This is a genomic window from Candidatus Eisenbacteria bacterium, from assembly GCA_035577985.1.
Classification (GTDB): domain Bacteria; phylum Desulfobacterota; class Binatia; order DP-6; family DP-6; genus DATJZY01.
Map to the genome: position 1 here is coordinate 1 of DATJZY010000166.1, position 11,978 is coordinate 11,978.

General features: G+C 67.6%; 13 protein-coding genes, 2 tRNA genes and 1 pseudogene. 13 read left to right on the top strand and 3 right to left on the bottom strand.

What is annotated here, in order from left to right:
* Both VMS22_23385 and VMS22_23390 read left to right on the top strand, forming a co-directional pair.
* Window positions 1–360 (top strand): hypothetical protein (locus tag VMS22_23385; protein HXJ36990.1); only part of this gene is annotated, 360 nt, incomplete at its 5' end.
* Window positions 361–430: 70 nt separating this feature from the next.
* Window positions 431–754 (top strand): hypothetical protein, encoded by a 324-nt coding sequence (locus VMS22_23390; protein ID HXJ36991.1) that lies wholly within the window; start codon window positions 431–433, stop codon window positions 752–754.
* Between the two features lie 227 nt (window positions 755–981).
* Here the strand turns inward: VMS22_23390 and VMS22_23395 are convergent, their stop codons facing one another.
* Complete coding sequence (locus VMS22_23395) at window positions 982–1,773, bottom strand: CHRD domain-containing protein (GenBank protein HXJ36992.1); 792 nt, start codon at window positions 1,771–1,773, stop codon at window positions 982–984.
* A gap of 188 nt (window positions 1,774–1,961) precedes the next feature.
* Between VMS22_23395 and VMS22_23400 the strand changes: the two genes are divergently transcribed.
* The 11 genes from VMS22_23400 (at window position 1,962) to VMS22_23450 (ending at window position 10,211) form a co-directional block, all read left to right on the top strand.
* Window positions 1,962–2,102, top strand: a complete 141-nt coding sequence (locus tag VMS22_23400; GenBank protein HXJ36993.1) for a hypothetical protein — start codon at window positions 1,962–1,964, stop codon at window positions 2,100–2,102.
* Window positions 2,103–2,111: 9 nt separating this feature from the next.
* Window positions 2,112–2,963 carry an ATP-dependent Clp protease proteolytic subunit gene (locus tag VMS22_23405; GenBank protein HXJ36994.1) on the top strand — a complete coding sequence of 284 codons (852 nt, stop codon included), beginning with the start codon at window positions 2,112–2,114 and terminating at the stop codon, window positions 2,961–2,963.
* Window positions 2,960–3,355: a VOC family protein gene (locus VMS22_23410; protein ID HXJ36995.1), complete on the top strand. Its 396-nt coding sequence runs from the start codon at window positions 2,960–2,962 to the stop codon at window positions 3,353–3,355. The genes VMS22_23405 and VMS22_23410 overlap by 4 nt, the downstream gene beginning before the upstream one ends.
* Entirely contained in the window at window positions 3,345–3,671 is a 327-nt protein-coding gene (locus tag VMS22_23415) for a rhodanese-like domain-containing protein (protein ID HXJ36996.1), read from the top strand. The genes VMS22_23410 and VMS22_23415 overlap by 11 nt, the downstream gene beginning before the upstream one ends.
* A 66-nt stretch (window positions 3,672–3,737) precedes the next feature.
* Window positions 3,738–3,820 (top strand) — tRNA-Leu (locus tag VMS22_23420).
* Window positions 3,821–3,869: 49 nt separating this feature from the next.
* Window positions 3,870–5,174 (top strand): trigger factor, encoded by a 1,305-nt coding sequence (tig, locus tag VMS22_23425; GenBank protein HXJ36997.1) that lies wholly within the window; start codon window positions 3,870–3,872, stop codon window positions 5,172–5,174.
* A gap of 44 nt (window positions 5,175–5,218) precedes the next feature.
* Window positions 5,219–5,824 carry an ATP-dependent Clp endopeptidase proteolytic subunit ClpP gene (gene clpP, locus VMS22_23430; GenBank protein ID HXJ36998.1) on the top strand — a complete coding sequence of 202 codons (606 nt, stop codon included), beginning with the start codon at window positions 5,219–5,221 and terminating at the stop codon, window positions 5,822–5,824.
* 10 nt (window positions 5,825–5,834) lie between these two features.
* Window positions 5,835–7,088, top strand: coding sequence for an ATP-dependent Clp protease ATP-binding subunit ClpX (clpX, locus tag VMS22_23435; protein ID HXJ36999.1), 1,254 nt, complete (start codon window positions 5,835–5,837; stop codon window positions 7,086–7,088).
* A gap of 15 nt (window positions 7,089–7,103) precedes the next feature.
* Window positions 7,104–9,566 carry an endopeptidase La gene (lon, locus tag VMS22_23440; protein HXJ37000.1) on the top strand — a complete coding sequence of 821 codons (2,463 nt, stop codon included), beginning with the start codon at window positions 7,104–7,106 and terminating at the stop codon, window positions 9,564–9,566.
* Window positions 9,567–9,630: 64 nt separating this feature from the next.
* Window positions 9,631–9,903 carry an HU family DNA-binding protein gene (locus VMS22_23445; GenBank protein ID HXJ37001.1) on the top strand — a complete coding sequence of 91 codons (273 nt, stop codon included), beginning with the start codon at window positions 9,631–9,633 and terminating at the stop codon, window positions 9,901–9,903.
* A gap of 236 nt (window positions 9,904–10,139) precedes the next feature.
* Window positions 10,140–10,211, top strand: a tRNA-Val gene (locus VMS22_23450).
* A 27-nt stretch (window positions 10,212–10,238) separates the two neighbouring features.
* Here the strand turns inward: VMS22_23450 and VMS22_23455 are convergent.
* Both VMS22_23455 and VMS22_23460 read right to left on the bottom strand, forming a co-directional pair.
* Window positions 10,239–11,108: a hypothetical protein gene (locus VMS22_23455; protein HXJ37002.1), complete on the bottom strand. Its 870-nt coding sequence runs from the start codon at window positions 11,106–11,108 to the stop codon at window positions 10,239–10,241.
* Window positions 11,109–11,690: 582 nt separating this feature from the next.
* A pseudogene (locus VMS22_23460) lies at window positions 11,691–11,961 on the bottom strand (IS3 family transposase).
* Window positions 11,962–11,978 lie beyond the last annotated feature (17 nt).

Here is an 11,978-nt window from a genome sequence, read left to right on the forward strand (position 1 = left end):
CGCGCCCACGACGACGACCGCCGCACCGACGACCACGACCGTGGCGCCTACGACGACGACCGCGGCGCCGACGACAACCACGGCGGCGCCCACGACCACGACGGCGGCACCCACGACGACTACTGCCGCGCCGACCACGACGACGGCGGCCCCGACGACCACGACCGCGGCGCCGACCACGACGACCGCCGCGCCGACTACGACGACGGCGGCTCCGACGACGACCACGGCGGCGCCGACGACCACGACCGCGGCACCGACGACCACGACGCTCCCGTCGTCGCCGAGCGGCGCGTACCTCGACTACTGACGCAAGCTAGGGGGCGAAGGCCTGCAAGGGGCCTCGCCCCCGACGTGTAGTCGAGCGTCGTCGCGGGCGCGTATGCCTCGACTCCGCGAGCGGCTCGGCTGATACTGCGCGCCGCGGCGCATGATCATCTCGCTCGTGCTCACGTTGGCGCTGGTGGCTGCCGTCGTCGCGACCATGCGGCGCCGCGGGTATCGCGCCAGGCTTCGCCGCGAGGCGGCCGAGCGGCAAGGCAGCTCGCCGGAGCGGGCCATCTACGTGCGCGGCTTCACCGAGATCGACGATCAGCTCGCCCGCCGCTGGTGCGCGTGCGGGGGCTACCTCGAGCGAATGGGTGAGGGGACGCGGGAGGTGGGGGACCGCCGGTATCGCATCGTGCGGATGCGCTGTCAGGAGTGCGAGGCGGTGGACGAGGTGTTCTTCGATACGACGGAGATCGTGCACTGAGGGGCGGGGGGGCGTGGCCGCGAGGTCGGGGACGAGGCTTCGGCTTCGGCTCCGCGGCGCGACAACACACACGGCTCGTCACGGCCCTTGCATTTCGTCGCGCCGCTTCGCAGGCGCCTCCGCCTCGTCCCCGACCTCGCGTTGCGGCGCGCACGGCACGATCGCGTCGCTCGTTTGAGGCATCCGAGTGCCGCGGCTTTGGCCGCGGCACTCGGTCGGTCGGTTCGCTAGTCGATGAAGGCACCCGACGGCGAAGCCGGTGGGGTGCAGGGGTTGGTCGGGAAGCAGGAGGCGTTGTCCGCGGCGAGGGTGCCGCCGAGCTTCGTGCACTGTGCTTCGGCCTTGACCGGGGCGCAGAGCTTGCCGGAGACGGCGTTCGCGGCCTCGTTGATCGGCAGGCAGCAGGCGAGCGGCTTCTTCTTCGGCGCCTTGGTCTTGCCGCAGGACGATGCGGCGATGGCGCGCTTGAGCGCCTTCACGTCATCGGACTTCTTCTCGGTCTTCGAGAGCTTCTTGATCTCGCCGCGCACGCACTTGAGGAACGTCTTTCGGTCGGAATCGCGGCAGCTGCAGGTTCCGTGGATCGTCTCGAGCCCCGTGATCTGCCCGCGGACCTCGCCAAGACCGTTGGTGCCGGTGTGGACGTTCACGTAGTAGCCACCCGACAGGAGGGTCGTCAGCTGCCCGGGAGTGAGCGGCTCCGTTTCGCCCCGGAAGGTCGTGTCGTCCACCTTGGTGAAGGTGAACACGATCCCGCCCGCCACGCCTGGCGCGCCCTCGTGGATATGGGCTGCCAGGGCGGGGCCGGTCAGATCGTGGACCGTGACCTCGTACTCGATCGCGAGATCGTTGTTGACCTCGATGGTGGCCGTGCCGCCAGTTGCCGCGGTCGTGCCCGTGGGGGCGGGAACCGACTCGGCGGTGGTGAGCGTGATGGTGCCTTCCACCACGTGAGCTCGGGCAGGGGTCGTCGCCGCCAACGCCAGGGCGGCCAGTGAGCAACACACGAACGTGCGCATCGAGGTCCTCCTTCTGCGGTCGACCTATCGGTCGAATCGGGGGGGCGTCAATCCTGGAGTCGACCCGCGCTGGCGCCGATCGTGTTCGCGACGCTGTGGCTGGCGCCAGTGGATCTGCCCACGCCGGCGCATCGGGTCGCCGCGGTGCCTGGTGCGTTGTCGTGCCGTGGGTGACCGAGGCGTTGCCGATGGCGATGACGGCCTTCCTCGGCGTCGCGCTCCTTCGCCGATCCATGATCGTCCTCTTCATCGGCACGTTCATGCTGGCGCAGGCGATCTTCTTCCCGGGCTCGTGCTCGGCAGGTGACAGGAGCGTGTGCGCGCGCTAGCACGGGGTCGTGAGCGGCTTCGACCTGCTCTGGGCCTTCTTCCTCCTGTCGGCGCTCCAGCCCATGGTGCGCCAGCGGATCCTGGACATGAGCCGCGCGCGGTGCCTGCGCGAGCTGGAGGGCAAACGCAAGAGCCGGGTGATCGCGCTCGTCCATCGCCAGGAGACGATGAGCCTGCTCGGCTTTCCGATCGCGCGCTTCATCAACATCGAGGACTCCGAAGCCGTGCTGCGTGCCGTGCAACTCACCGACGCCGACGTGCCGATCGACATGATCCTCCACACGCCGGGCGGGCTCGTGCTCGCGGCCGAGCAGATCGCGAACGCGCTCGTCGCGCACCGCGCGAAGGTGACGGTGTTCGTTCCGCACTACGCGATGTCCGGCGGCACCCTGCTCGCATGCGCCGCCGACGAGATCGTGATGGCACCGCACGCGGTCCTGGGTCCGCTCGATCCGCAGGTGGGCCAGTTCCCGGCCGTGTCGATCCTGCGCGCCGTCGCCCGCAAGGAGCAGACGGGCAAGGACATCGACGACCAGACGCTCATCCTCGCCGACGTCGCGGAGAAGGCCCAGCACCAGGTGCGCGGGCTCGTGGAGCGCATTCTCGTGAGCAACCAGTGGGAGGCGAGCCGGGCGGCGCCGCTCGCGTCCGCGCTCACCGACGGGCGCTGGACGCACGACTACCCGCTCACCGTCGACGAGGCGCGCCAGCTCGGGCTGCCCGTCACGACCGGCGTACCAGACGAAGTCTACCGCTTCATGCAGCTCTTTCCGCAGTCGACGGCACGCCGTCCGAGCGTCGAGTACGTGCCCGTGCCGTACGTGGCCCCGCCGCGTCCGGATGGAGCGTCGAGGACATGAGCAATCCGATCAGGGTCGCCGACCTCGATCACGTGGTGCTCCGCTGCCGTGACCAGGAGCGGATGCTCGACTTCTACACCCGCGTGCTCGGCCTCACCGAGGAGCGCCGACTCGAGGCGATCGGACTCATTCAGCTCCGTGCGGGACGGAGCCTCATCGACCTCGTGCCCGGCACGCCGGCCGGGCTCGAGGGCGCGAACGTCGACCACTTCTGCCTCGCGATCGCGCCGACCGAGATGGACGACGTCGTCCGCTACCTGCACGACCTCGGGGTCGAGACGGTGGGCGATCCCATGATCCGCTACGGGGCATCGGGCTACGGTCTCTCGGTCTACCTGCGCGACCCCGAGGGCAACGTCGTCGAGCTGAAGGTGCCGGGCGATGGGAATTGAGATCGAGCCGCGCGAGCTGGCGGCGCGGCTCGCGGCCGGACAGCCGACGTATCTGGTCGACGTCCGTGAGCCGTGGGAGCACGCGCTCGTGGCGTTGCCTGGGAGTGTGCTCGTACCTTTGGGCGAGCTTCCCGCTCGCCATCGCGAGATCGCGCCGCCGTCCGGTGCGCTCGTCGTCGCCTACTGCCACCACGGCATGCGCAGTCTCGACGCCGCGATGTACCTCGCGTCGAAGGGGATTGCCGACGTCGTCTCGCTCGCGGGCGGCATCGACGCGTGGGCCTGCGAGGTCGAGCCGTCGCTGCCACGCTATTGACGCTGGATTGGCTTGTTTTGGGCAGGGGTGGTTGTTATGGGTGACGCGGTTCTCGAGATGCGCGACGCGAGAGTGGCGGAATTGGCAGACGCACGAGACTTAGGATCTCGCGGGCAACCCCCGTGGGGGTTCGAGTCCCCCCTCTCGCATGCCCACCGCGCGCGGCGCGGTCCCGGCGCGGGACCGGCCTGAGGACGCATGCAGCTCGAGCGCGTCGTCGTCGAGAGCCTATCGCCCGTCCGCAAGCGGGTGGAAGTGGAGGTCGCGGCCAGCGAGGTCGCGGGCGAGCTCGAGCGCGCGTATCAGAGCGTCGGCCGCGAGGCGCGCATCCGCGGCTTCCGGCCGGGGCGGGTGCCGCGCGCGGTCGTCGAGCGCATGTTCGGCGAGCAGATCCGTCGCGACGTGCTGGCGCGCCTGGTCGAGCACTCGTTCCACCACGCGATAGAGGAGCACCGCCTCGACGTCGTCGGCGCGCCCGAGATCGACGCCGATGCCATCACGCCGGGGGCCAACCTCAAGTACTCGGCGACCATCGACGTGCGACCCACGATCACGATCGGGGAGACGAGCGGCATCGAAGTCGGGCGGCCCGACCTCCAGGTGGACGACGAGGACGTGGACCGCGCGCTCGCGTCGCTGCGCGAATCGGTGGCCCAGCTCCGCCCGATCGACGACCGCGCGATCGTCGAATCGGGGGACGTCGTTTCGATCGACGTCACCACGCGCCTCGACGGCGGCGAGCCGCAGCGTCGCGAGGGCGTCCTGGTCGAGGCCGGGAGCGGCACCTTCCCGCTCGCGCTCGAGCGGCAGCTCGTCGGGCAGCACAAGGGCGCCCAGCTGACGCTCGAGGTGCCGTACCCCGCCGACTACGGCAATCCGTCGCTCGCCGGGAAGACCGTCGCCTTCGAGGTCGCCGTCGGCGACCTGAAGGCCAAGGAGCTGCCTCCGCTCGACGACGACTTCGCGCGCGACCACGGTCGCGCCGAGTCGCTCGCCGATCTCCGCGGGCGCATCCGTGCCGACCTCGAGCAGCAGGCGGCCGCCCGTGCCGATGCAGCCGTGCACGATGCGTTGCTCGAGCAGCTCGTCGCGCGCCATCCTTTTGACGTGCCGACGTCGCTCGTCGATCGCCGGTGCGACGCGATGCTCGCCGCGTTCGACGTCCGGCTCCCCGAGGGCCCCGAAGGCGAGCAGGCGCTCCAACAGCTGCGCAACGAGGTGCGACCGCGCGCCGAGCGCGAGGTGCGCGCCGACCTGTTGCTCGACGCCATCGCGACGGCGCGCGGCGTCGAGATCGACGACGACACCTTGGAAGCCGAGATCGGCACGCTGGCCGAGCGGCAGGGTCAAGCGCCTGAACGGATTCGAGCATTCTACGAGCGACCGGAGGCGCGGCGCGCGCTCCGCACGCGTCTCGGGCGTGAGCGGGCGCTTGCCTTGGTGCTCGCGGACGCAAAAGTTGTGCCGCGCGCCGTGCCCAAAGATGTTGCCCGTGCGGAGTAATGCCGGTAGAATCTTTTTCGAGCCCGAGTGGTGAGCCCGCGGCCATGAACGCCAACCTGGTCCCCATTGTCATCGAGCAAACAGGTCGCGGTGAGCGAGCCTACGACATCTATTCCAGGCTCCTCCGCGACCGCATCGTGATCCTCGGCGGAGGGATCAACGACGAGATCTCGAACCTGGTCGTCGCGCAGCTCCTCTTCCTGGAGTCCGAGGACCCTGAGAAGGACATCTTCCTCTACATCAACTCTCCGGGCGGCTCGGTGACCGCCGGTCTCGCGATCTACGACACGATGCAGTACGTGAAGCCCGACGTGTCGACGCTCTGCATCGGGCAGGCCGCCAGCATGGGGGCGTGGCTGCTCGCCTCGGGAGCAAAGGGGAAGCGCTTTGCGCTTCCGCATGCGCGCATCATGATCCACCAGCCGCTCGGCGGAGTGCAGGGCCAGGCGGCGGACATCGACATCCAGGCCCGGGAGATCCTGCGGCTGCGCGAGCAGATGAACAACATCCTCGTGAAGCACACCGGGCAGAGTCTCAAGAAGGTCGAGAAGGACACCGACCGTGACCTCTTCATGACCGGGAAGCAGGCCGCCGAGTACGGCCTCATCGACGAGGTAATCGCGTCGCGACCCGGGAAGGCGAAGGTCTAAGGGGGCAGGTATGGCCAAGCACGGCGACGATCGCACCGGCAACCTGGTGTGCTCTTTCTGTGGCAAGAGCCAGGACGAGGTACGCAAGCTCATCGCCGGACCGACGGTCTACATCTGCGACGAGTGCATCGACCTGTGCAACGACATCATCGCCGAGGAGGTCGATCAGGAAGAGACCCTGTCGGCGACGTCGGCCGTTCCGAAGCCGTCCGAGATCAAGAAGGTCCTCGACCAGTACGTCATCGGTCAGGAGCGCGCGAAGAAGATCCTCGCGGTGGCGGTGCACAACCACTACAAGCGGATCGACTCGCAGCTCGTGACGGGCGACGTCGAGCTGCAGAAGTCGAACATCCTCCTCATCGGCCCGACCGGGTCCGGCAAGACCCTGCTCGCCCAGACGCTCGCGCGCTTCCTGCAGGTGCCGTTCGCCATCGCCGACGCGACGAGCCTCACCGAGGCCGGGTACGTCGGCGAGGACGTCGAGAACATCATCCTGTCGCTCCTCCAGAACGCCGACTACGACGTCGAGAAGTGCCAGCGCGGCATCGTCTACATCGACGAGATCGACAAGATCGCCCGCAAGGGGGACAACCCCTCGATCACCCGGGACGTCTCCGGCGAGGGCGTGCAGCAGGCCCTGCTCAAGATCATCGAGGGGACGACCGCCAGCGTGCCGCCCAAGGGGGGCCGCAAGCACCCCCAGCAGGAGTTCCTGCAGGTCGACACGACCAACATCCTCTTCATCTGCGGCGGGGCCTTCGTGGGCCTGGACGACATCATCCGCCGGCGCATCGGGGTCAAGGGGATGGGGTTCGGTGCCGATATCCGACGCAGGGACGAACGGGCCATGAGTCAACTTCTTGAAGAGGTCCAGACCGAGGACCTGCTGAAGTTCGGGCTGATCCCCGAGTTCGTCGGCCGCCTGCCCGTCATCGCGACGCTCCAGGAGCTGGACGAGCAGGCCCTCGTCCGCATCCTGCGCGAGCCGAAGAACGCGCTGACGCGCCAGTATCAGAAGCTCTTCGAGATGGAGGGCGTGCACCTGCGCTTCACGGACGGTGCGCTCGGCGCGATCGCGCGCGAGGCGCTCAAGCGCAAGTCGGGCGCGCGCGGCCTGCGGGCGATCATGGAGAACATCATGCTCGACGTGATGTACGACATCCCGTCGCAGCCGAACATCAAGGAAGTGTTGATCTCCGAAGAAGTGGTCACCAACCGCGACCAGCCGATCATTCTGTACCAGAAGGCCGCCGAGACGGCCTGAGGGAACGGGGGTTAAATGCTCTTCCGGAACGACAAGCGGGATCCGAACGCGCCTCAGCCGACCGGGCTGCGGGTGCCGCTCCTCCCGCTGCGGGACATCATCGTGTTCCCGCACATGGTGGTCCCGCTCTTCGTCGGGCGGCAGAAGTCCATCCGCGCCCTCGAAGAGGCGATGGCGAAGCAGAAGTCGATCCTGCTCGCCGCGCAGAAGGACGCCAAGACGAACGAACCGGCAGAGGACGACATCTACCGCGTCGGCACCCTCGGGACCGTGGTCCAGCTCCTGCGCCTCCCCGACGGCACCGTGAAGGTGCTCGTCGAGGGCAAGAAGCGCGCGCGCGTCGTGAAGTACGTCGACAGCGGCGAGTTCTTCCTGGTCGAGGCCGAGCCCATCGAAGAGAGCGCGGACAAGACCACCGAGATCGAGGCCCTGGTCCGCAGCGTCAACTCCACGTTCGAGAACTACGTCAAGCTGAACAAGAAGATCCCGCCCGAGATGATCATGTCGGTCGCGTCGATCGATGAGCCCTCGCGGCTCTCCGACACGATCGTCGCGCATCTCGGCATCAAGCTCGAGGACAAGCAGCAGCTCCTCGAGATGCTGAACCCCGCCGAGCGCCTCGAGAAGGTGCTGGGGTTCATGCGGTCCGAGATCGAGATCCTCGAGGTCGAGAAGCGCATCCGCTCCCGGGTCAAGAAGCAGATGGAGAAGACCCAGAAGGAGTACTACCTCAACGAGCAGATGCGCGCGATCCAGAAGGAGCTCGGCGAGAAGGACGAGTTCAAGAACGAGATCCAGGAGCTCGAGGAGAAGATCAAGCAGAAGAAGATGTCGGCCGAGGCTCGCGAGAAGGCCGAAAAAGAGCTGAAGAAGCTGAAGATGATGTCGCCGATGTCGGCCGAGGCGACCGTCGTCCGGAACTACATCGACTGGCTCATCTCGCTTCCCTGGCACGACTACACTGAGGACAAGCTCGACATCACCGACGCCGAGAAGGTCCTGGAAGAGGACCACTACGGCCTCGAGAAGGTGAAGCAGCGCATCCTCGAGTACCTCGCCGTGCAGGGCCTGGTCGGCCACATGAAGGGGCCGATCCTCTGCCTCGTCGGGCCGCCCGGCGTCGGCAAGACTTCGCTCGGCCGCTCGATCGCTCGCGCCACCGGCCGCAAGTTCGTGCGCGTGTCGCTCGGCGGCGTGCGCGACGAGGCCGAGATCCGTGGCCACCGCCGCACGTACATCGGGGCGCTCCCGGGCAAGGTCGTCCAGTCGATGAAGAAGGCCGGCTCGGGCAATCCGGTCTTCCTGCTGGACGAGGTCGACAAGATGTCGACCGACTTCCGCGGCGACCCGTCGGCCGCGCTGCTCGAGGTGCTCGACCCCGAGCAGAACACGACCTTCAACGACCACTACCTCGACGTCGACTACGACCTCTCGAAGGTGATGTTCATCACGACCGCGAACAACCTCGAGCGCATCCCCCGTCCGCTCCAGGATCGCATGGAGATCATCCGGATCGCGGGCTACACCGAGCTCGAGAAGCTCAACATCGCCAAGAAGTATCTGATCCCGAAGCAGCGCGAGGCGAACGGGCTGCAGGAGTCCAACATCACGTTCTCGGACTCGTCGGTCATCTCCCTCATCCGCCACTACACGAAGGAAGCCGGCGTCCGCAGCCTCGAGCGCGAGATCGCGTCGGTGTGCCGCAAGGTCGCCGTCGACGTCGTGAAGAAGGGCCGCGAGACGCACATGAAGGTGACGTCGAAGAGCCTGGTGGGGCTCCTCGGGCCCGTGCGGTTCCGTTACGGCAAGGCCGACGCGGACCACAAGGTCGGCGTCGCGACGGGTCTCGCGTGGACCGATCTCGGCGGCGAGCTGCTCGCCACCGAGGTGCAGGTGCTGCCCGGCAAGGGGAAGCTCACCATCACCGGCCGCCTCGGCGAGGTGATGCAGGAGTCGGCGCAGGCCGCGCTGTCGTACGTGCGCTCGCGCGCGGAGGAGCTCGGGCTCGAGCGGGACTTCTACCAGAAGATCGACATCCACATTCACGTCCCCGAGGGGGCGATCCCGAAGGACGGACCGTCGGCCGGCATCACGATGGCGACCGCGCTCGTTTCGGCCCTCACGCGGATCCCCATCCGGCACGACGTGGCCATGACCGGCGAGGTCACGCTGCGGGGCTTCGTCCTTCCGATCGGCGGCCTCAAGGAGAAGGTTCTGGCAGCCCACCGCGGCGGCATCCACAAGGTGCTGATCCCGGTCGAGAACGAGAAGGACATCCAGGAGATCCCGGCGACGATCTTGAAGTCGATCGAGATCGAGCTGGTCGAGCACATGGATCACGTCCTGCGGAAGGCCCTCGTGCTCGAGAACCCCGAAGAGTACCTGCGCCGGCCGGCCGCGCCGCCCATCGAGGCCGGGGCGCCGCCGACGGAATTCGCGCGTCCGGTCGAGCCCGACACCGATCTAGTTACGCATTGACAGCCCTGGGGGTGGTTGGTAAAGCCGCCACTCCACTGCGGGGAACTTAAAGGGGAGCGGGGCTATGACCAAGGCGGACCTGATCGAGTCGCTCGCGACGAAGCTGGACCTTCAGAAGTCGCTCGCCGAACGTGCGGTGAACACGTTGTTCGACGACATCGAGTCCGCGCTCCAGAAGGGCGACAAGGTCAACATCTCCGGCTTCGGGACCTTCGCAGTATCCGCCCGCAAGGCGCGCACCGGCCGCAACCCCAAGACCGGCGAGGCGATCGACATTCCTGCGTCGAAGTCGGCCAAGTTCAAGGCCGGCAAGTCGCTGAAGGACAAGCTGAACTAGCGGCGGGCGGAGCGGGGCGCGGCGGCAAGGTCGCGGACTTCGCTCGCGGTCCTCGGCGTAGGCGCGCCGCGTCGGTCGCGCATCCTGCCGGACCTCTTGCGCGCGCCAACGCCTGCGGGCTCGCTCCGCCCGCGACCTTGCCGCCGCTCGCGCTGCGCGCATCGCTCGCGAGGGTCCTTCGCTCCTTGCTCTGGCCGTGGGGGAGAGTGTACGTGCGGCGCTCGAACGTTTTGGTCGGGCGGTTAGCTCAGCGGCAGAGCATCGGCCTTACAAGCCGGGGGTCGCAGGTTCGATCCCTGCACCGCCCATTGGTTGTTCGCGCGTGCGGGCGCGGGTTACTGGCACCCCGTAGGGGTGCAGACGGTATTGGGCTCGAAGGTGCCGCCGCCGATGTTGCAGAAGGTCGACGTCGACGACGTATAGACCTCGCAGGCATCGGCTGTGGCCGCCTCGGGAGGGACGCAGCAATCCCCGGGACCCGTCGCCGTGCCGCAGGTACCGTCGCTCCGGCAGACGCCCGAGGCCTGGCTGGCGAGGCAGTCTGAAGCGGTGGGCACCATCCCGCACTTGGCCGGGATCGGAACGCCCATGAAGATGAACCCGGGGTACGAACAGCAGACCGGGTTCGGGATCGTGGTGGTCGTGGTGGTGGTAGTTCCGGTGGGCTCGCTGCACCAGGTGATCGGGACGCGGAAGTCGACGAAGGCCTCGATGAGAGATACCCAGTAGCTACCGGAGGGGAAGGCGCTGTAGCAGGCAGGCTTCTGGTTGCTCGGGTTGATCGACGGCTCGCACACCTTGTCGATCACGAGCGCCGCCTTCGCCTCCGCATGGCCCGGATCGAAGAGGCACGCCTGCGTAGCGGCGTCGCTCGGAACCGGTGGCGAGCAGCTCCCAGGCGCTATCCGGCCCTTGAGCTCGTTCGAGACGCACTTCTGGTAGCACTTGGTCTCCGCGTTCCAGAACTTGCCGAGCGTCTTCATGACGATGTCCTCGCACTTGCCCTCGGCTTGGGTGGGTGTCCCGCCCGCGGCTTCGGTGCAATAGATCAGTGTGCCGAACGGGTCGGTTTGCGACGCGACATCACCGACGAACGGCTGTCCCGAGGAGCAGAGGCTCGGGTCGATCGCCGCATAGCACTCCGGGCAGTCCTTCGCGCACCCCTTCACGATCCCTGAACCGGCCTTCGCCTCGGCTCCCTTCACCGGGGCGTTGATGCAGGCGTTCGTGACCGGGTCAGAGAACCCAGGGCCAAAGCAACCGACGTATGGCCCGGACGTCCGTCGGTGGGTTGCGACGCACTTCTGAGTGCACGCCGCCTGGGAGCTCACGAGCTTCCCCAACGCCTTCGCCGTATTCGCCTCGCACTTCGCCTCGTCGGCGGTGGGATCGGTGATGGGCGGAAACTGGGCCAAGGCGAGTGATACGAAGAGCAAGAGTCCGGTGGCGGCTGCCGCCGCGGGTGTGGAGAATCGTGGCATAATCGCGAACCTCGTTCGCACGATCGCGTCGCGCGTTTTCGCCCAGCTATCTTCGACAGGCAAGGTAGACGCCATGGTGAGGCCGTGTCAACCATTTTCTCGAGAGCGTGGTCGGTGCAGCGCTGCGTTCGGCAGCGCCGCCTCGACAACGCTTTCCTTCGGGATGAGTATCCGGGTGCACGTACGGCTGGCCGATCGCTTCCGCGGCGCGATTCGGCGAGGCCGGCGCGAGGTGCGCGTATCGCTCCACCATCCGCCCCGAGGTGGACTGCCCCCGGTTCGGTGGACGGTTGATGGCTTGCGCGATCAGTTCAGAAGCGGCTGGCTCCGCTCGTAGTTGACGGTTGAGCGGTAGTTGAGGGCGGAGTGACGTCGATGCGGGTTGTACCAGCCCTCGATGTACTCGAAAACGGCGAGACGGCCTCGGCCTGCGTCTGGAAGCGCTGGCGATCGAGCAGCTCGCACTCGATGGTCGCGTCTCGCACATCGCGTTGTCATACGCGTCCCCGACCGAGCCAATCGACGGGCGCACGCCCATCAGCTAGCACCGACGGCCAAACGCGAGCGACGGGTATCGGCGACGCCCTTTTTTGC